We start from the raw sequence: 20,370 nt of genomic DNA, 5'->3' as shown, positions 1-20,370 counted from the left end.
CATGATCGCCAGCGTCGGCCTCGCTGGTCGAGGCGGATCGCGCTGAGGATGGTCTTGGTGACCTTTTCGCTGCCGTCGCAGAGGGCGGCTTATAGGTGTGTCCCGCGTTGTTTTCCCTCGCCCTACATCAGCCCGGCCCATCAGTCGGGTGCCCGAGTGTCACCTGTCTTCGCTGGCAGGAAGCGGCGGCCTGCCGGTGAGGGGGACCGGGCTCAGGCCGGCGAGGCTGACGCCTGCCTCAGCCCCACCGGCGTTCGGGCAGCCCAGCTTCGCGAGCTTGGCCAGGAGCTGCGCCTCGTGCCTGAACGGTGTGCCTGCCGCCGTATCCCACGGCAGCAGGCCGCGGACCCTGAAGCTCCGTACGATCGCATGGGTACGCAACTCGCCTGCCGAGGCGGCCAGTTCCAGCGCAACCAGCAGGCGCAGCGGCGCGTCCGCGTCCCCGAAACGGCTGGCTCGAGGGGCAGCGGCCTACCCGCCGAAACGGCGGTTCCCTACCGTGTCTTGGCCCTTCTCGGACAGGCCCTGCGGAAAGGACGGCCCGGTGGGGCCCTTGCTCATCGGTCCGGGGTGCCGAAGGCCGCCTATATGACCGCTGTGGGCGGCGGCTGGGGCGAGCTGTCTCATCCGGTCGTGGGGAAGGCCTGTTCGGTCCAGATGGTCTTGCCGGATGGGGTGTAGCGCGTTCCCCACCTCTGGACGAGCTGCGCGACGATGAACAGGCCGCGCCCGCCTTCGTCGTCCTCGCCGCTGTGGCGCAGGTGCGGTGAGGTGTGGCCCCTGTCCGCGACCTCGCACAGCAGGGTGCGGTCACGGATGAGGCGTACTTGGATCGGTCCTTCGGCGTAGCGGACCGCGTTGGTCACCAGCTCGCTGACGACGAGTTCGGTCGCGAACGTCAGCTCCTGCAGTTCCCATTGGTGAAGCTGCTGGGTGGCCAGGTCCCGGGCGCGGCGCACGGCGACGGGTTCCGCGGGCAGTTCCCATTCGGTGACCTGCGAGGCGTCGAGTTCGCGGGTACGGACGAGCAGCAGGGCGGTGTCGTCGGCCGTCGAGCCGCTCGGCAGGAGTTCGGCCACGGCCCGGTCGCAGAGTTCTTCGAGCGACGCGTGCCGGTCGCTGAGTACCCGTGCCAAGGTGTCGAGTCCGTGGTCGATGTCGCGGTCGCGCGCCTCGACCAGGCCGTCGGTGAAGAGAGCAAGGAGGCTGCCCACCGGCAGCTCGATCTCCATCGACTCGAACGGCAGGCCGCCCAGGCCCAGGGGCGGCCCGGCCGGCAGGTCGGGAAAGGTGGGCCGGCCGTCCGCGGCGACGACCGCCGGCGGCAGGTGACCGGCCCTGGCCATGACGCAGCGCCGGGAGACCGGGTCGTAGACCGCGTAGAGACAGGTCGCCCCGGTGGTCACATCGGCGTAGGTCCCATCCGGTGTTCCCAGCTCGCTGCGCTGCTCCTCGGCCGGCTGCGCCACCAGGTCGTCGAGCCGCGAAAGGAGCTCGACGGGATCCATGTCCATCTGGGCGAACGCGCGTACGGTCGTGCGCAGTCGCCCCATGGTGGCGGCCGCCTGCAGACCGTGGCCGACCACGTCGCCGACCACGAGCCCGACCCGGGTGCCGGACAGGGGGATGACGTCGAACCAGTCACCGCCGACCCCTGTCTCGTCGTCCGTGGGCAGGTAGCGGTGGGCCAGCTCGACCGCTGACTGCTCGGGCACGTGCTGCGGCAGCAACTGGCGCTGGAGGGCGAGCGAGGCGGTGCGCTCACGGGTGAAGCGGCGGGCGTTGTCGATGGATACAGCCGTACGGGCGACCAACTCGTCGGCAAGTGCCACTTCGCCGCCGTCGAAGGTGGCCGGACCGGCGCCGTCGCGGTGGAAGGTGACGAGTCCCAGGGTGCTGTTTTCGGCCCGCAGCGGCACGACCAGGACCGTGTCGTCGAGCACGAGCCCGCCCGAGGAGAGGCTGCGATACTGCGGCGAACCAGGCGGGTACTCCACGGGGGACGGGTACTCCGCGGGGGACGGGTACTCCGCGGGGGTAGAGGGAGCAGCGCGCTCGGGGTCGGCTGGGCTGTCGGACGCGTCGGGCCCGCAGCGAGGAGGCCGCTCTCCCGGCTTTACCCGCTCGGCTTCCTCGGCGGGGCAGCGGGCGACCCGCACCAGAGACGTCGCCGCCGCGCGGCTCGTGGCCGGAACCTCGCCTTTCAGCACCCCTTGCGCAAGGTCGACCGTCACCGTGGCGGCGAACTCCGGTACCGCCACCTCGGTGATCCTCTCGGCGGTGACCCGTACGTCGAGGGCGGTGCCGATTCCGCGGCCTGCTTCGACGAGCAGGGCAAGACGTCGTTTGGCCTTGTAGCGTTCGGAGATGTCGAACGCGTCCTCGCAGACTCCGAAGACGTGTCCGTCGGCGTCCTGGAGCCGGTAGTAGGCGCAGGACCAGAGGTGGTCCGTTTCCGGGTCGCTGGGGGGCTTGCCTTGGAAGTGCAGGTCCAGAAAGGGCTGCCCGGTGTCCAGGACGTGACGCATGACCGCGTCGAGCGTGGGCGGGTGCCCCGTGGTCACGAATTTTCCGTCGGAGTACAGCTCATCGGCCCGACGGCCCCGGAACTCGGCGAACGGGCGTCCGATCTGCCGTTCGTACGCCGTGTTGCACCAGGTCAGGCGCAGATCGGTGTCGTAGATGCCCAGGCCGACGGGCGACTGGGTGGCCAGGCCCTGTAACAGGGCCAGCCCGGATTCCCACTGCCGCAGGTCCTTCAGCTCCGTCGCGACGAGGACGTGCGCGGCCGTGCCGTCGCCGGGCAGCGGACACACCGCGGTGGCGACGATCAGCTCATGCCCGTCCCGGTGCCGTGCGGCGCGGATCTCATTTCCCCGTAACTCGGCTGGCAGAGAGAGGGGAGAGGGCACCGGGTCGGGTAACAGGAAGGTGGCTAAGGACCGGCCGATGATCTCCGGCGGCCGGTAACCGAGGAGCCGCTCCGCCGCGGGGCTCCATCCGATGACCGTGCCCTGGGCGTCGAGGACCGCCGTGGCCGCCCTGGTGACGTCGAGCGGGCCACGAAAGTCCGCATTCTGCTCCGCGTTCCATGCCGTCATGACGCCACATCAGCCCCGTTCATCCCCTACAGAATCCGCCGTCCCCGTGCCCGGCACAACTTCTGTACACCCATTCCACGGACGGCGGGGCAGCGTCGCCGCCCTGAGGCTCGACGGCCGAATTGGCCTTTCTCGACGGACGCGCCCGCGGCATGGATGGCGCGGGCGAACTCTGCGCCTGCAGCGGCAGCGTTCTCCACGGCGGGGCGGATCGCCTTCATGCCACGCAGTTGCGCAGGGCCGCGCGAGTCAAACGGCCACAACACTGACCGGAAGACGCGAAGCCCCTCAACGCTGTGGCCGGTGTGCCGTGCCTGATAGGCACGGCGCACGCGGCGGTGATTAACAGGCTGTGTGGTCCTTGGATGGCCGGACGGGGAGCTGGTGTCCCTTTTCCTGTGCCGGCTTACAACGGCTGAACGGGTTGAGGGTGACTCGGGCCGTTGCTGTCGATCCGGTGTAGCTGGGGGTGTCGGCGAAGGTCGCTGTGTAGCCATGCCCGAGCAGGTTCAGGGCGAGCCTGGCGTTGCTGAACGGGGTGCCGGTGATGGTGGCCGCGCAGGAGGCCACACCGTTGGCGTCGGTGGCAGCACTGCACAAGGTCGTGGTGCGCCGTGCGTTGGTGAAGGTGATGGTCTGTCCCGAAACGGGACTGCCCTTGCTCGTGAGCGTTGCGGACAGCCCCGTCACCCGCAAGGTGTCACCCGCGAGACGGAGAGAGGCCCGGCCGGCTGTCAACGCGGTCGGCTCCGCCGCATCCGAAATGTTTGTCAACGAAAAGGAAGCGGGATCAGTGACGCCGGGGACGCTGGCGGTGACCGTGTATGAACCAGCGGTGCCGTTCGCGGTGAACATTGGCGCCGCTGCCAGCCCCTGGGCATCGGTGGTCGCGGTTACGGTCGTCGCATCATCCGGGAACGTCCCTGAGGGACCCGAGTCCGGCGCGGTGAAGGTGACTGGCACACCAGAGACCGCTCGCTCCTCGGAATCAGTAACGGCTGCGTTCAGGGCAGTGGGGAAGGGCTCGGTCACCGGGGCGGCCTGTGGCGTACCGCTGGATGCCGCGACCTCCGCTGGAGCGGAGGGGGTGTAGGTGATGATGAGGGCGGGGACGCCGGTGGTATCGGTCTTCACAGTTGCACCCGAATCGACCGGTGCAAAGGATGATCCGGCGCCTCCTCCGCCCCTGCCGTACAGGGACGGGGTGTTGGAGCCACCGCCACCACCGAAGAAGCCACCGCCACCGGCGCCAGCACCTGCGGAGGAGGCGCCGCCACCGGTTGCAGTGCCGTCGCCTCCGTCGCCGGCGGTGTCACCACCGGTGCCGCCTCCGCCGCCGGCAGCGCCGCCGCCTCCGCCGCCGTTGCCGCCGCCTCCGCCGCCTCCGCCGCCGGCTCCGCCGGCGATGTCGAAGCCATCGTCACCGCCGTTGCCGCCCCTGCCGTTGCCGCCACCGCTGCCGCCGAGGCCTCCGTCCGATGCCGTGCCGTCGCCTCCGGCGGTACCAGTGCCGCCTTCGCCGCCGCCGCCGCCTCCGATGCCGAAGCCTCCACCGGCGCCGCCTGAGCCACCCCCGCTGCCCCAGCCGCCGCCGTCTCCGGCGTCGCCGCCGGCACCGGCACCGTGGCCGCCGTCTCCCTGGCCGGCGAGGTAGCCGCTGCCGCCACCGCCACCGGCGGCGGCGATGAGGCGGGGTTCGTCACCGGTGCCGTATAGGGGGGTGCAGTTGGCGGTGTCGGTGGCATCGCAGGTCTGCAGAGTGGTGGCGCCGCCGCCACCGCCGCCATAGAGGCTGGGGAATCTGGTGCCGGCGTCGCCGCCTCCGTTGAAGCCGCCGATGTTGGCACTTCCCGCGCCGCCGACTTCGACGTGGAGGGTCTGACGCGGTGTCACGGGCACGATGGCACCACTGATGGCAGCGCCGAGTCCTCCCGCACTCTTGCCATTGGGGGGAGTGCCGCCGGCTGCGCCGGGGGCACCGGTGGCGTCCACGGTCAGGGAGTACACGTTGTCAGGGACGGTGAACGTTTGGTCGCTGCCGGTGTATAAGAACGTCTGTGTGTACGGGGCCCGACGAGGTTTGCCCATCGGTGCGTGTGGTACTGCCTGGCCTGTGCCTAATCGGGCCGCTGAGGTATCCGGCGTCGCCTGGATCCTGCCTGCGCTCCCTGCGGGCGCGGAGACCATCTGAACGGCGCGCACGCTGGGCTTGACCGCTGCTGTGTGCAGTGCCAGAGCCGGCGTCGCAGCAAACGGCACGGTGACCGCTCCGCACACCGCCACAGTCATCGCCGTACGCTTTCGACCGGCTCTTGATAGGCCTGCTAACACACGCCATCCAGCCACTGTTCGGTATCGAGCGCTGGCTTGGGGACGTTTCGGTTGATTTTCCAGGCGGGCGCGATCGGTGGGAATGCCGACGGACATCTTCGGTACACCTCATTCTTCGTACGGGCGGTGCCCGAACGCTGGATGACCGATGCGCACACAGGCATGGCGCGCCCGGGCACACCGGGCACACACGCTGGGCCGCCGCCGCACGAACTGGTCCATGCCGCATCGCGTCCCGCATGCATGACCGACCGGTGCTCTCCAATAGACACCGCAACAAATGGAACAAACGAGACCATCTAATGTGATCCTCGGTGTTTCTCCCGGGGTTTCCGCCCGCCCCGCACCACACAACCCCCGATCAGCCCAACACCCTGGAGCCACCACACGGCGCTCGGGGCATACAGCCGCGTGCTGTATGCCACTGCGGGTCTGGCCACGGACGTCGTAGTACATCCACTGCGTCGAGGCGGTCCCGTCCGATCCGGAAACCGTCTTCGTCGTGCGGCTGGCCGATGCGTTGCACACCACGGTGGCCGAACTCGGGGGTGCCGCCTACGGGTTGGCACCCGGGGTCGCCCGTGCCGGACGGGGCACACAGCTCGTGGCCCTTGGCGAGACGGGGTCACGGCCCCACCTCGGGCGCCGTGGCGTCAGGCGGCCAAGGGCCTGCAGGGTGTTGGTCGTGGGCATGGTGCGGGTCCGTCACCTACCCCAGGAGGCTCGGATGCTGGCCGGACTCGCGCGCCGTGCAGGCCCGGCCGCTCGCTAAGGGCTGACCTTCGTGGAGGTCGTGGCGAGATCTACCGCCGTCCAGGCCATCGCGATGGCCCCGTCAAGGATGGCCCGGTCCGCGCTCGGAGTGAGGCACGCCGCGGCGAACTCGGGCTGGTGGTTGACCGCCGGTGCGCAGTCCAGGCCGAGCATGGGGTGGATGGCGGGCACGACATGGGAGACGTCGCCCATGTCGGTGGCGGCTCCGACCGCCGGGCCGCCGGACACGTCCGGGAAGGTCCGGCCGAGGGCTTCGGCGTTGGCCCGGTACATGGCCAGCAGCCCGGGGTCGGGGCGCAGGTCGGCGTAGTCGGGTCCCGCCGGGACGGTGGTCAGTTCGCATCCGGTGGCGTGTGCCCCGGCCTCGAAGCAGCGCTGCACCCGCGCTTTGAGCGGCGCGAGCGCCTCCACGGTGTCCGAGCGGACGATCCATCGGCCGCGGCTGGTGTCCGGGATGACGTTCGCCGCGCTGCCGGCCTCGGTGACGATGCCCTGGATGCGGTCCGCGCTCGCGGTCTGTTGGCGCAGCAGTCCGATGGCCACCTGAGCGACGGTCATGGCGTCGGCGGCGTTGACGCCGCGCTCGGGGTAGGCGCCGGCGTGGGCGGGTGCCCCCTGGTAGGAGACGTCGAACATGGAGATGGCTGATCCCGGCATCGCGTCCATCTCGGCGGCGGCGGGATGCACCATCATGGCGGCGTCGAGGCCGTCGAAGGCTCCGCGTTCGAGCATCAGCACCTTGCCGCCGCCTCCCTCCTCTGCCGGCGTCCCGAGCACGGTGACCGTGAGGCCGAGGTCGTCGGCCAGGCCGGCGAGACCGAGTCCGGCGCCCACTGCGGCGGCCGCGATGATGTTGTGCCCGCAGGCGTGGCCCATGGTTGGCAGGGCGTCGTACTCCGCGCAGATCGCGATGTGTTGTCGCCCGGAGCCGATGGTGGCGCGGATGGCGGTGGGCAGGCCGTAGCAGCCGTGCTCGACGGCGAACCCGGCTGCGCTCAGTTGTTCAGCGACCCAGGCGCTGGCACGCACCTCCTCGAAGGCCAGCTCGGGATGGGCGTGGATCCGGTGGGACAGCCCTACCAGGCCGCGTTCGGCCTTCCTGATCCGGCGCTCGATCTCCTTCTTGGGTGACATCGGTGTGGCCTTCACGAGGCGGGGCGGGCAGCGATGTGGAGCGAGGCGGGACGGGTGGCGGCGTCGTAGGCTGCGGCCGCGCCCGTGGCGCCCATTCCGCTGTCACCGGCTGGTTCGTAAAGGCGTTCGGGGCCACCGCCCTGCCACTGGTTGACCCAGACGACACCGGCGGGGATCTGGGCGGCAGCGGCAACGTGGGCGGGATCGTCGGTGTAGACCGTCGCGGCGAGACCGAAGCGGGATCCGGAGGCACGCTCCAGCCCTTCTTCGAAGGACGAGACGACAACGACAGGGGCCAGCGGCCCGAACGTCTCCTCGGTCATGACGAGCATCGACTCATCGACGCCGGTCAGCACCGTGGCCGGGTAGAAGAAGCCCTTGCCGTCCGGCTCGACTCCGCCCGCCCGGATCGTCGCACCCCGCTCGACCGCATCCGCGACGTGCCGCCGGACGATCTCGCGCTGCCCCTCGTCGACGAGGGGGCCCATCATGACGCCCTCGTCGCGGCCATCGCCCATGGTGAAGGTTCCGGCCGCCTCGACCAGGGCCTCGACGAACTCGCCGGCGATGTCCTGGTGGACGTAGACGCGTTCCATGGAGGTGCAGATCTGCCCGGTGTTGATGAAGGCACCGAAGGCGACGGCTGCCGCTGTCGCCTTCGGGTCGACCCCCGCGTCGACGACGACGGGGTCCTTGCCGCCGAGTTCGAGCACCGCCCGGTGCAGCAGCCTGCCGGTGGCGGCTGCGACCTTCCGGCCGGCGTCGACAGATCCGGTGAAGTGCACGAGCTGGATCTGCTCGTGCTCGGCCAGCGGCGCTCCGGCACGCGCGTCGCCGAGTATCAGGTTCACCACGCCTGGCGGCAGGTTCAGCAACTCGAAGAGCCGCACGGTCGATAGCGGGGAGCGTTCCGAGGGCTTGACGACCACGGTGTTGCCGGCCGCGAGCAGCGGGCCGAGCGCGCCGAGCACCAGGGGGACCGGGAAGTTCCAGGGCGTGATCACCGCCGTCGCGCCCAACGGGTGGCGCAGGATTGTGGTCGCCCCGCCGTCGTGCTGCGCGAGGTCCTCCTCGAAGCCGTACGACAGTGCCTGGGCGGCCGATGCCTTGAGCCCGGCCACCGCACCGTCGATGAACGCGCGGCCGATACCGATCGGCTTGCCCATCTCCCGGCATTCGAGTGCTGCCAGTTCATCGGCATGCTCGGCGATGACGTCGGCCCAGGCCGAGATCCGCGCCACTCTCTGGGCCACGGGCAGCGCCGCCCAGGCGGGCTGCGCCCGTACGGCGGCTGCCACGGCGCGGTCGACGTCGGCCTTGGAGCCGCCGGGAGCGCGGGCGATGACGTCCTCGGTGGCGGGATTGACGACATCGAGCAGTGCGTCACCCAGGGAGTCATCCCAGACGCCGCCGATCAGGTTCTGCAAGGTCTTCATCGGGAGGATCTCCTTCGTGCACGGGCACCGGACACGGGTTGCAGCCGCGGCCCGTTGGAGTCAGTCGGCAAGCGTGGGTGGGTCAGCCGAGACGGTCGGCCATGAGCTCACCGGCCATGATCGTGGCCAGGTTGGTGTTCGCCCGGGGAACCGAGGGAAAGACCGAGGCGTCGACCACGCGCAGGCCGTCGACGCCAAGGACACGGCACTCGCTGTCGACGACCGTGTCGGCGGCGTCGGCCGCGCCCATGCGGCAGGTGCTGGTGCCGTGCTGGGCGTCCACGACCGTGGCCAGCAGGTAGTCGTCCAGTTCGCTGTCGCTGTCAAGGACGCAGAACAGGGCTTCGTTCTCCCCCTGGAGTGAGCCTTCGGTGATCTCGGCGGTTTCGGGCCGACTCGCAAGGTCGACCAGTTCGCGCAGACCGGCGCGCATGCGGGCCAGGTCACGTTCGTCGGAGAGCATCCGCTGGAGCACCAGTGGCTGGTCCGACGGGTCGGTCGAGGCCAGCGTCAGCTCGCCCCGGGAGTAGTTCTGGTTCAGCCAGACCCCGAAGGCTCCGGCACTGGTGCCGGTCGACGCGCTCGCCATGGCCAGCACGTTCTGGTTGAGCGACACGAACATCAGGTCGTTCTTGGGGGCACCGGCTGCGCTGGTCCACCGGACGCAGACATTCGTATGCCGGTCGTGCGGCGTCTTGACGGCCGCCGCATCCGTCAGCGGGAGCGACACCAGTGTCATCGGGTGGTCCTGCATCCCGTGGCCTACCGGAAGGTCGTGGCGCGTATGGATGCCGAGCCGGCGCAGGTGGTGTGCGGGGCCGATGCCCGAACGCATGAGAATCGCCGGCGAGTGGATGACACCGGCGCTGAGGATGACCGTGTCGGCGTGCTCAGTCACCGTTCTCCCGGCCACGATCAGCTGAGCCCCCACCGCCCGGTTCCCGGCGAAGAGTACGCGGTCCACCAGGGCATCGCCCTGAACAGTGAGGGTGTTGAGGCCACGCGCGTGTTCCAGGTACGCGTCGTTGACCGACACCCGTCGGCCCTCGCGCGAGTTGATCGGGTAGGGCGAGACTCCGGTCGCACCCGGGGCGTTGACATCTGCGGCCCAGTCGAACCCGGCGGCGAGGGCCGACCGGCACAGGGCGGAGTCGACGCCGCCCCATGCGCTCTGCGGCGTCCGGTAGATCGGCGTAGGACCGCCACGACCGTGGTACGGCTCGTCACCGAACTGTTCGTCATCCTCCAGCTGTGCGAAGTAGGGCAGAACGTCCTGTGGCGACCAGCCCAGGCACCCGAGGGCCGCCCAGTCCTCGAAGTCCGCCATCGGAGGGCGGATCGCGATCTGTCCGTTGATCGATGAGCTGCCGCCGACCCCCCGGCCGCGCCAGTACGGCGCCTGCTGCTGTTTGTCCGTGCGTGAAGAGTTCAGCCCCGTCCACACGAGGCCTTCGGCCGCGGTGGGGTCCATCAGTGCGACCACGGGGTTGGGTGAGCGCCACGCTTCGTGCGTCTGCGCCGAACGGTAGTCGGGGCCGGCCTCCAGCAGCAGTACCCGCTTGCCTTTCGCCGCGGAGCGCACAGCAAGCGTGGCCCCCGCGGATCCTGCCCCTACTACGATGAGATCCCAGCCGCTGCTCGTCATGTCACGTCTCCCGCCGTAGGGATCAGCCGTGACCTCGCTACCGACCGCAAGGCCCTGAGCTGGCACTCCTGGTACTATGAGCCCCACCGTAAGTTCAGTCAAGACTGAACGTTCAAACCATACTGAGTTTCGGGAGGCGTCGTGTCCCAAGCGGCCGAGGACAGCGACTTCGGCGCGCAGGACGCGCTCGTCGAGGAATTCGGCATTCACGTCGGCCGCGCCATGGGCTGGCCTCCCATGGCCGGACGAGCCGCGGGCCTGCTGATGCTGAGCGACGAGCCGCTGACCTTGACCCAACTCCAGCACGACCTCGATGCGAGCAAGGGGTCCGTCTCGGAGATGACGCGCCTCCTCATCGCCAATGGCGCCGTCGAGCGATACAAGGAGCCGGGGCAGCGGCACTTCGTCTACCGCTGGCGCGACGACGCCTGGGTCGGCTGCCTCCAGCACATCGTCGCTTCCACGACCCAACTGCGAGACTTCGCCGAACACGTGCAGGAGCGCGCCGCCCAAATGCCGCAGGTGCAACGCGAGCGGCTGCGCGACATGCGTGAGTACTACGTCTTCATGGTGGGCAACCTCGAGTCACTGCTGGCGGAGTACACCCGTACTCGGGAGGCCTGACCTCGACAGCCAAGCACGTAACAGTGCCCGCGCCCGCCCCGGTTGGGCCAGAGTGGCCCCCTGGCTACGGTGAGGCCGCCCGGCTCCTTCGGATCCCGCAAACCCGCTCCGCCGGTTCCCGGTCTGGAGATTCGTCGAAGACCAGCCAGGTCCGGGTCAGCACCAGCACGTCGAAGTCGCCACCGACCAGCGAGAAGTGCTCGGCGTAAGGGACCTCTGCCCGTAGCTCGGAGACCGAGCGCCACGCGTTCTGGTCGACCGTGAGCAGGACGCAGGCGCGGGCGCCCAGGCCGACACGCTGCGGCTTCAGCTGTGCCGTGAAACCGGAAGGCACGCCCTTCACGAGGGCGGCGATAACCGCTCGATCGGTCGGATCACCGTCGAGCACGCCTGGCAGATCACCAACGTTGGAAGCAACTGACCGCTGGACCCACCGCCGCGATCGCCTTACCGACACCTACTGAGCCCTCGCCAGTCTCGTCTGCGACCGCACCGCCAAGCCTGAAAGCGGCCGTCGGCAGGGCGCACACGCCTCACCCGCTATCACGTCAACTCGTAAGCCCGCGGGCACCTTTGCTGCTGACAGCTCACTGCGCGGGTGCCATGGCCACCGCATACTGCCACAGTTGACCATCACCGGTGATGACATAGGCGTGGCCGTCTTCACTCAGCGCCACGCCGTAGGCAGTCGAGTTGGCGCCAATCGTTTCCTTGGTGCCATCTGCATTCACCCGATACAGAAGAGCGTCGAAGTCGGCCGCGGAGACGTAGAAGGCGCCTTCTGCGTCCAACGCCACGCCTGTGGCGAAGCCGAGGCCGGTGGCCAGTGGGGCCTCGTAGTGGCCAGTCGTCAGATCCACCCGGTACAGATTGCCGATGGTGGTGGTGACATAGGCCTGGTCCTTGTCCAGGGCCACACCCCAGGCGTCGCCGCTGAGGCCGGTAGCCACCGGCTTCGGACGCATGCCATTCAGCGGTACCCGCCACAGCACGCCACCGTCGCTGGTGACGTAGGCATGGGCGCCTCCGTCCCACGCCACGCCGTTGACGTGGGCGGGGATGACGAGCGGGAATTCCGGCACCGTCCCGTTCGGGTTTACGTGGTAGAGGCTGCCCTCTTTGCTCAGGACGTAGAGGGAGCCGCCCGTGCCAGGTTCCAGACCACAGGGTGCGCAGGGCGTGGGGATCATGGTGGCGAATGGTGCGGTGTCACCTGTGTCCAGGTCCACCTTGGCCAGGGCATTGCCCAAAGCGCTGGTGGCGTAGGCGGTCCCGCCGACCACCGCCACACTACTGCCCGCACCGAGGTTCGTAACGTAGAAGCGTGTCGGATCGTCCGGATCAGAACCGGTCATGGCCCAGTCTCCTCGGGGAGTTCCACGCGGAATTCGGTCTCCAGGTCCTATGTCGCTCAGGGCGCGTTGGCACTCCGCTTGCGGTGAGCGAAATTCTTTCCACCGCAGTTTTCGCCGGTGAGAAGGGTATGGACGGCGGCACAGCGGAAATCGCCGGCTACGCCGAACGGGTACCGGAAGTATCCGTACGGGTCGTGTGATCCAACGGCATCACCCGGTAGGAGGGCTTGGGCACACGACGTTGTTGGCTGGCACCAACAGATGTGTGCTGGTCCATCCCGTGAGCTAGCTGGAAGGCCCTCGGTATGCGGCAGCATGACTGGACCACCCCTCTGCCATTGAAGTGCTGGAGGAGACGGAGCGTTCCTGTTCTGCGTGATCAGCGTGTGCTGAGCGAGTCGCCGGTCCAGTTGTGGGCGACGTCCACCACGAGGTGGCCATCCAGCGTCTGCACCCGGAACGGCAACCGCGCCCGGACGCCGAGCCCGAACTGCGTCTGCCCCTCGAAAGTGCCCCCGAATTTGGCATCACGGAAGGTGCGGTAGTTATCGGGGTTCACACCTGGCAGTGAGTCATCCGGATTGGCGGAATAGGTGGGTTCGCCGGTGTTGATGTCGTAGGCGGGAGCGTGGGTCACGATTTTTAGGATGGCTCCACCTGAGACGGGTATGGGGCGTCCCGATCCTTCTTGGTATAGGCGGTCAACGTACCTGACTAAGTAGCCGAGACTGCCGCGGTCGACGCCGGGAACGTCAATGACCATCCGGTCAAAACACTTGTGCCGAGCAATTCTCACGTTCGTCAGCGGCTTCGTAGTGTCCGGCGAATGGGTTTTGGTGTAACTACCCCATCCGACGGGGCAGGCTGCGCTGGTGCCGGCCAGTGCTGCATGGGCGGGCCTTGCATGGGCGGGCAGGGCCGCCGCCGTACCTGTGGCGAGGCTTGCGAGTGCCAGCGTCGTGGCCCACGCCCTTCCGAGACGTATCATCCTGTCCTCCTAAAGGCTTAGTCATCCTTTATGCCCGATATATGGAGGAGTGAACCAAGTGGCGGAATGAGTACACTTGGCCACTTGTAGTGAAGGAAGGCCTCTGGGTGGCGGCACCGTCCTACGCGCCGACACTGCCTGCGGAACCGCGTCAAGGTGCGCAGAGCGTCCCGGGCGGGTCTCACATGGTCGCGCGGTGTGCGCGTGCTCCAAAGAGGGGCTGCGGTGGGATCGCGGTGGGGGTGTGGTCGCCGTTGGAATGCTCTGAGTCCCGCGCCGGATGTCACCTCCCCTGCGATGTTGCGGATCGTCGCCGCGGACACCGCGATCCGCCCCCGCAAGCAGGTCGGCAGGCGTCCAGCGTGCCGACCGGCCACTGCGGCCCGCTGTCCAATCGCCGCATACAAACGCCGGTGGCATCCAAGTCGAGGGGTCCTAGTCGGACTTGCCCCGGTCGGACTTCGCCGTGACGGCGATCAACGCCCGCGAATCACCGAGATGATTGCCATAGGCCTGCCGCCCGGCCGCACTCCACATCGGCAGCCCGCAGTGGTCGGTCAGCCGGTGATGGAGAAGAAGATCGTGTCCTGCGTGTACCAGTCCCGGTCTTCTCCAGCGGCCAGAAGCCGAATATTTGGTGTGCTGATTCGCTGACCTGCGGCGACGCTGGGGTGGCGTCGATGACCTGGGTGGAAGCCTCTCAGCGTTCATCGACGCTTCGTAGGAGTTCTGGCTGTCATGTGCCCTGGGTGTGCCCTCGAGTAGCGTGGCGCAACTGCGCTCCCGCCTCTCGTGGGAGAAGAGGGGCCGGGGCGCTGTCGTACAAGGGCGACGGCAGAGGCACGGGGCCGCCCCCACCGCTGCCCGATCTCAGCAGGAGGACTGCATGCCGGAGCGGTACGCCCTGGACGGGCACGACGGAGCGCAGGCCCACAGTTTGAGGAGTACAGATGTCCACCGCGCACGAACGTGAATGTGCCGAGGGAGCGGTCTTCGTACAGGCGGGCGCCGCACAGAGCGCACGCCCAGCCGTTCACCTGGTAGCCGTCCAGCGTTGCAGGGTCCGGCAATATCTCGTTCGCGGCGGTCATAGTTGGGCCCGCTTCCGGACGCAGTGCTGGCACATGCACGGAGGGAACGCGTTCCGTGTTGGTAGCACCACGCCCATGGAATCCACGCGACGCGTCCCCGAGTCGGACGTGATCGTGCGATCGTGCCCTCCCGGTCGACCGTGTAGACCCGCAGCGTCATGCCGCCGGAGCTTCTGGTGCCCACTGCAGTGGCATCGTCCGGGGCCGTACTTTCAGCCATGACGCCTGCCTGGATCAGGTGGCCGTGCCTCGGGCCGTTCGTGTGGTCACCGGGGCTTCTTGATCTCGCCATGATCTTGTGGGACCGGCGTCGCTTCGACCCCCTGCCGGTAATCTCACGGTGGGATGGTTTTCCCATCCCGTCAGCGATACCGGGGGCCACCGTGTCGACCACACTGGAACCAATCGAGCTGCCCGATTGGGCATGGGCGCGAGCCGAGGTCAGGCAGGCCCTGCGGGCCCGGGACATGGGCGCTGTGTTTCGGCACGTGCAGCAGTACACGGGCGCGAGCCAGTCCAGGATCGCCGCTGCGGCAGGCATGACTCAGGCCCGCGTAAACGAGATCATCAACCGGCGTCGTGAGGTAACCCGCCTCGATGTGTACGAGCGCATCGTCGATGGTCTTCATATGCCTGACGACGCCCGCCATCTACTCGGCCTCGCAGCGGGAGCAGCGGGCTGGCGGCGCTGCTTTCGACCTCGCAGCGTTCCCCGAGGTGGTACGCGTGTACGCAACGCAGAACTCGGCAGGCGAAGAGATCCAGCAACAGGCCCGTGAGGCACAAGAGGTAGATGTGCTGGCTGCGCGCGGGCTCGGCTTGATCGGGCTGAACGACGCCTTCTCCGTAGTTGCCTCGTGCGTGAGCAAGGCGGCAAGGGCCTTCGAATTCGGGTCGCTCTGCTCGATCCGGACAGCGACGCTGTCACGCGGCGGGCGGCCGAGATCGGGGAGTCCGAGTCGCTGTCCGGCGGAGTCCGTCTGACGGAAGCCAGGCTGCGGGAGCTCGCCGACGTCAGCGACGTGCAGATGTACCGGTACCGCATGTTGCCCACCTGGCGGCTCATCCGCATTGATTCCCCTCCTGTTCGTTGGTGCCTTCGACGCGGGATGGGAGGGTCATGAGTCACGACAGCGACGTACAAGGTCATGGAGACACCGCACGGGCCTCTGTTCCGGGGGTTTCGCAGGATGTTCGAGGCGGTCCAGCGTCCTGCCGGCCAAGGCCTGGTGGATGCCGACTCGCTGTCTGGCTGGTCACCAGGATGATCGCGCCGATGGGAGGCACCCGCACTTCGAACTCGACCGCGGCCCCCTGCGACGGCAGGGCCGCAGGCTCGACGACGTCGATAACCAACTCCGGTTCGGCAACTACCTGTTCAGGATGCTCGTCACCGCGGCCGACGGCGGCACGGGTGGGAAGAGACGGACGGAGTGGCCGTGCGCAGGGCCTGGTGCGACGTTGATGGTTGTAGGAGTGTACCCAGCCCTCGACGCTTACTCGGGCGAGGCCAGCGTCTCGAACGGCGCCACGTGATGGAGGAACTCCTCGCGCAGGGTGCAGTGAAAGCATTCGATCTTTCCCTTGGCGGTGGGAACCGGTTACCACCGGCAGTCAGACGGGAATCCCCTCCCATTAGGGCGGTGAGATTATCAAGGTTGTCTGCGCAGGGGACGAGGACCGACGGGTAGGACTCGCGAGCTGAGAGCGGAGCTTGTTGTGGGCCTGGTGTCCGGTCTCGGACCGCATCCTGCTGGCCAGCACGGCTATTGCCTGGGCTGACTTGGTGTCGGCGGACAGCGCCCGATAGGCGGCCAGAATGTTCGCCAGGGCCGTCGCGTCGATGACGTTGGATTTCTTGCGTGCGACCGAGTGCCTGTCGTGATAGCCAGCCACCGCCAGCGGGTTGATCGCGAACACCTGGCGCCCTGAGGCCAGCAGGCAGGCCACCAATAGCCCGCGGGCCGTTTCGATCGCCACTGGAAGGGGGTGTCCGGCGTGCCCCCGTGCTCGGTCAGCAGCCTGGTGAGCTCGTCGAATCCGGTAGCGTCGTCACCGGTATCAATGCGTCGTCTCTCCACCAACTTCAGCCCTCCGACTCAGGCAGCAACGGCTCGATTAGCGACCCCAGTTCACCGGGCGCGGACCAAGGTCAGCCTAACGAGTGAAGTTGTCGATCTATCGGCGATGATGCGAGCGATTGGGGAATGGCGTTGACGTGAATGATCCGTTAGTTCTTGCCAAGGTATTAGGGCGCCGACTATTTCCGCGAAGGCGAGTTGTCAACTGCAGAAGTGTCAGGTACGCGTGGTTGCGTGAGAAATCGCGTAAGATCTCACAAGGGCCAATGCGTCGCACCGTCTGTGTGACCGATGACTCCTGTGAGTGCTGAGATGGGGGCTGAGACCTTCGTTTCGAGTGACGGTGGATCAGCTGGCCAGCATATGCCGGTAGTTAAGAGGTATCCCGATGGCGGCGGTCTGACTGCGGAGCAGCGGGCGTACCGGGAACGGGTTCGATTCGAGGCCGCGGAGATGTTCGAGAGCGGGATGGAGCCGCCGGTGGTGGCCCGGTGGCTTCGGGTATCGCGGAAGTCGGCTTATGCCTGGTACGCGCTTTGGTGGGAGTGCGGTCCGGACGCGCTGCGTTCGAAGGGCCCATGTGCACTTCGGTGACGCGCCGGCCGTCAGGGGCACGCGTACCAGGGAGGTTCCCGCTGTCCGCGGTCACGCCCAGCGCAAGGTCCACGCAAGCGGCCCGCCAGGGAGGATTCCGACGAGCCGGTTGCCGGGCTGGCGCGGGGCGGGGGTGGAGCCGATGTCGCGGGCGTTGTTTGTCGGAGTAGCAACGGGCGGGTGAGCGCAGGGCAGCGAACGCCTGGGCCTGGAGGGCGACCCCTCGGAGCCGCATGGGGAAATTGCTGGCGGGAGGGCGAGCGAACGCGGCCCTCTGTTGATTCCTGGGATGAAGGGGCAGGGTCGCCGGGGTGCTGTGGGAACGCACGATGTGGCTTTAGCTTGTGCGGGGACGTGTGGGACCAGATGGCAGGCCCAGGCTCGGGGGTTTGCGGCGAGGTGGGACGCCGGGAGCTGGCGGACTCGTGCCGTCGGCGGGTGGAGGTGTGGCTGCATCCGTCAACCGGGCCTGGCTTGCCACTTCCGGGTCGCCTGTGAACTGCGCAATTGCTTCAACTCCTTGGAGTTGACGGCGGCATGGGCCAGGCCGCCGTCAGGGTCCTGCGGTACCGCTTCCTGCGCGTCCCCGCTGCCCTGGCTTGCGGCCAGCGACGACGCCTCAAGACCCCATGCATGGCCTGGTGTCGGCAGCCTGCCGTGCTGCCGGAAGGGGCTGCTCAGCCTGGCCGTGCCTGCCTGCCGATTGGTTCGGGGAGGAGGTGGTCTCCCGGGCCGGCCTGTGGGTTGGTAGGCCGGGACACCACTGGTCCTTAGCGGGGTTACCAGGTGATGCGGGCGGCGCCGTTGCCTCCGGGGTTGTTCGGGGTGCCGCCGAATCCGATGGTGCTGTCGTAAAGCTCGTGTAAGGGGTGCGGGGGTCGCCGTCGACGCGGGGTTTGAAGAGGGCGCCAGCAGGATGAAGTTGGTCCCTGGGCGCCGCCTCCTCCGCCACTGCCACTGGAGTCGCCGCTGCAGCCGCCGGAGCCGCCGCCTCCGAAGTCTTTGCCGCCTCCACCGCCTCCACCGCCTCCGGCGTCGCCAGCGGAGCCCATGCCGCCGGCTTGCCCAGGGTTGTCGCCGGAGCCGCCGGCGCCGCCCCCACTGTTGCTGGCGCCGCTGTTGTGGGTGGTCGTGTCGCCGCCGGTACCCACGCTGGTACCGTCAGCGTCAGCCCAACACCCGTCCCGGCCAAGAGTGGTGAGTAGGGACGGGGACTGGTGCGGTGGCTCACGCTCCGTTTCCAGTCCCGACCCTACATACGGGCCACCAGACATCACCCGATCAGCGGCCCCTCTGAAGATCCTTGCTGCGGCGGGCTCGTCTGTGGGTGCTACGACCAGCTGATGCGAGCAGCGCCGTTGCCTCCCGGTGTACCGGCGCCGCCGACGACGCCGCCAGCGCCACCGACACCGCCGAATCCTGCGCTGCCGTCAAGTTCTGCGTAAGGGGTGCGGGGGTCTCCGTCGGCGCAGGGTTTGAAGACGGCTCCGTCGGGATACTGGCTCGGTCCTTGGGCGCCGCCGCCACCGCCGCCGCCGCAGCTGGTGCCACTGTAGCCGCCGCCACCACCACCCCCGAAGCCGCCGAAGCCGGAGCCGCCACCGCCACCGCCACCGCCACCGGACCAGCCGCCGCCGGCGCCGCCAGCTTGCCCGGCGGCACCGCCGGCGCCCCCCTGGCCGCCATGGCGGCCATCTCCCCCGGCGCCGCTGCTGTGGGTGGTGGTGTCGCCGCCCCAGCCGCTGGATCCGGGACCGTAACCACGCCCTATAGTGCCGTCGGTTCCGGCGCCGCCCCCGCCGCCCCCGCCGGCGCCGGCGGCCAAGCCTGCGCCGCCCCCGCCGCCGCCGCCCCCGCCCCCAGCGATGAGGTTGGAGGCGCTGCCGTGGGAGGGGTAGTAGTAGGTGCAGTCGCCTGGGGCGCCGATGTGGACGCCGCTGGGGCCTGGTGACGCGGGGATGGTCGCCTTGATGTAGGCGCCGGCTCCGCCGTTGCCGCCGTTGCCACCCTTGCCAGCATTGCCGCCATTGCCGCCGCCGTTGGCACCTCCTCCGCCGGGTCCCCAGAGTTCGAGCATGATCTGCGTGGCGTTGTCGGGGATGGTGAATCTGGGGGCGCCGGGGTCGGTGCAGAGGGCCCCGCCGCTGCCCGTGCCACTGCCGGTGCTGGGGGTAGCGGTGCACCAGATGGTTCCGGTGTCGGTTCTGTCACGGGTGCCCAGGGTTGCTTTGTCTTGGACGTTGCCGGATGTTCCGTCGAGGGTGGGGGCGGCCCAGGTGAGGCCGTTGGTGAAGTCGGCGGGGAGGCCGGCCCAGCCGGTCCAGCGGTTTCCTTGTGCGTTGGTTGTGGCGTTGATGTTGAGGGCTGTGGGTTTTCCGTTGCTGTCTTGGAAGTCGGGCTCGGGGGTGTGGGTAGTGAAGTCGATGAGGTAGCACTGGTTGTTGCCGAAGAACCAGATCTTCTTGTTGGCGGTGAGGAAGGCGGCGTCGACTTTGGGGAGGGGGAAGACCATGGATTTGTTGTAGGTGGACCCGAATACTGAGGAGATGGGTATGGGGTCGGTGACGGCGTCGGTTTTGGGTGTGTGGTCGGTGTAGGAGCCTGTTGCTTCGAGGGTGTAGTAGATGCAGGTGGTGCCGTTGAACAGGTAGATGTGTTTGGTGTCTACGCAGAGGGTGCCGTCGACGGTGTTCCAGGGGATGGCCCAGTGGCCGAACAGGCCGGGGTCTGCTGACGAGGTCCCTACGAGTTTTCCCTGGTGTTGGGGGTCGGGTGTGTCGCCGAACCAGGGCCGTTTGGTGCCGGACCATTCGTAGCGGTCGTAGGTGTTGGCTGCGGTGTTGAGGCAGTACAGGCTCGGTGCGCGGTGGCCGTTGCCGTCAAAGGGGGTTTGCACTGCCGGCGCTGAGAACGCCGCATTGTAAGTAGTCATCATGGTGGTGCTTCCTTCCGGGCCGGGGTGGGGCATCGGGTGGGGTGTGCCTCCAGGGCGCTTCGGGTTGCAGGGCCGGCTATCGGTCCAAACCTGCGTGAACAGCGGGAGAGGTAATGCGGTTGGCTTGAGACCCCGATCACTGCGACCGCGTTCTCGTCTCGCCCGTCGCAAACTCCTACGCGCTTCGTCGTAAATTCCTATTGCTGGTATAGGTGCGTCACCCGCCGGTTTCCCTCGCCTCCATGACAGCTGCTCCGTCGTTCGTAGTCGCCTGTGACACC

At 68.2% G+C, this 20,370-nt stretch carries 12 protein-coding genes and 1 pseudogene; 3 read left to right on the top strand and 10 right to left on the bottom strand.

What is annotated here, in order from left to right:
• Nucleotides 1–623: 623 nt before the first annotated feature.
• The 5 genes from E5671_RS00640 to E5671_RS00620 form a co-directional block, all read right to left on the bottom strand.
• A complete protein-coding gene (locus E5671_RS00640) occupies nucleotides 624–3,101 on the bottom strand; it encodes a SpoIIE family protein phosphatase (protein ID WP_160501875.1) in 2,478 nt (825 codons plus the stop codon).
• 342 nt (nucleotides 3,102–3,443) lie between these two features.
• On the bottom strand, nucleotides 3,444–5,093 hold the full coding sequence (locus E5671_RS00635; protein WP_160501874.1) for a hypothetical protein: 1,650 nt from the start codon (nucleotides 5,091–5,093) through the stop codon (nucleotides 3,444–3,446).
• A gap of 1,107 nt (nucleotides 5,094–6,200) precedes the next feature.
• Nucleotides 6,201–7,340, bottom strand: a complete 1,140-nt coding sequence (locus tag E5671_RS00630) for an amidohydrolase (protein WP_160501873.1) — start codon at nucleotides 7,338–7,340, stop codon at nucleotides 6,201–6,203.
• Nucleotides 7,341–7,351: 11 nt separating this feature from the next.
• Complete coding sequence (locus E5671_RS00625) at nucleotides 7,352–8,776, bottom strand: aldehyde dehydrogenase family protein (protein WP_160501872.1); 1,425 nt, start codon at nucleotides 8,774–8,776, stop codon at nucleotides 7,352–7,354.
• An 82-nt stretch (nucleotides 8,777–8,858) separates the two neighbouring features.
• Complete coding sequence (locus E5671_RS00620) at nucleotides 8,859–10,421, bottom strand: GMC family oxidoreductase (protein ID WP_160501871.1); 1,563 nt, start codon at nucleotides 10,419–10,421, stop codon at nucleotides 8,859–8,861.
• Between the two features lie 141 nt (nucleotides 10,422–10,562).
• On the opposite strand from E5671_RS00620, the gene E5671_RS00615 reads away from it, so the two are divergent.
• Nucleotides 10,563–11,045, top strand: a complete 483-nt coding sequence (locus E5671_RS00615) for a GbsR/MarR family transcriptional regulator (protein ID WP_160501870.1) — start codon at nucleotides 10,563–10,565, stop codon at nucleotides 11,043–11,045.
• A 64-nt stretch (nucleotides 11,046–11,109) separates the two neighbouring features.
• On the opposite strand, the gene E5671_RS00610 is transcribed toward E5671_RS00615, so the two are convergent.
• From E5671_RS00610 to E5671_RS47620, 3 genes are all read right to left on the bottom strand, one after another.
• On the bottom strand, nucleotides 11,110–11,433 hold the full coding sequence (locus tag E5671_RS00610) for a hypothetical protein (RefSeq protein WP_160501869.1): 324 nt from the start codon (nucleotides 11,431–11,433) through the stop codon (nucleotides 11,110–11,112).
• Between the two features lie 199 nt (nucleotides 11,434–11,632).
• On the bottom strand, nucleotides 11,633–12,400 hold the full coding sequence (locus E5671_RS00605; RefSeq protein ID WP_160501868.1) for a hypothetical protein: 768 nt from the start codon (nucleotides 12,398–12,400) through the stop codon (nucleotides 11,633–11,635).
• Nucleotides 12,401–12,779: 379 nt separating this feature from the next.
• Nucleotides 12,780–13,388, bottom strand: coding sequence for an AMIN-like domain-containing (lipo)protein (locus E5671_RS47620; RefSeq protein ID WP_202120916.1), 609 nt, complete (start codon nucleotides 13,386–13,388; stop codon nucleotides 12,780–12,782).
• A gap of 1,249 nt (nucleotides 13,389–14,637) precedes the next feature.
• On the opposite strand from E5671_RS47620, the gene E5671_RS47235 reads away from it, so the two are divergent.
• Nucleotides 14,638–15,258 carry a helix-turn-helix domain-containing protein gene (locus E5671_RS47235; RefSeq protein WP_336605610.1) on the top strand — a complete coding sequence of 207 codons (621 nt, stop codon included), beginning with the start codon at nucleotides 14,638–14,640 and terminating at the stop codon, nucleotides 15,256–15,258.
• 856 nt (nucleotides 15,259–16,114) lie between these two features.
• On the opposite strand, the gene E5671_RS00590 is transcribed toward E5671_RS47235, so the two are convergent.
• Nucleotides 16,115–16,459 carry an IS110 family transposase gene (locus tag E5671_RS00590; RefSeq protein ID WP_160501867.1) on the bottom strand — a complete coding sequence of 115 codons (345 nt, stop codon included), beginning with the start codon at nucleotides 16,457–16,459 and terminating at the stop codon, nucleotides 16,115–16,117.
• Between the two features lie 464 nt (nucleotides 16,460–16,923).
• On the opposite strand from E5671_RS00590, the pseudogene E5671_RS46835 reads away from it, so the two are divergent.
• Nucleotides 16,924–17,139: pseudogene (locus E5671_RS46835) on the top strand (helix-turn-helix domain-containing protein); the annotation flags it as partial.
• A gap of 1,345 nt (nucleotides 17,140–18,484) precedes the next feature.
• Here the strand turns inward: E5671_RS46835 and E5671_RS46830 are convergent.
• Nucleotides 18,485–20,086: a hypothetical protein gene (locus E5671_RS46830; RefSeq protein WP_202120915.1), complete on the bottom strand. Its 1,602-nt coding sequence runs from the start codon at nucleotides 20,084–20,086 to the stop codon at nucleotides 18,485–18,487.
• Nucleotides 20,087–20,370 lie beyond the last annotated feature (284 nt).

The organism is Streptomyces sp. BA2 (genome assembly GCF_009769735.1).
In the GTDB taxonomy this organism is placed as follows: Bacteria; Actinomycetota; Actinomycetes; order Streptomycetales; family Streptomycetaceae; genus Streptomyces.
Note: the sequence above shows the minus strand (reverse complement) of the source record. Positions and strands in the feature narration are given on the sequence as shown.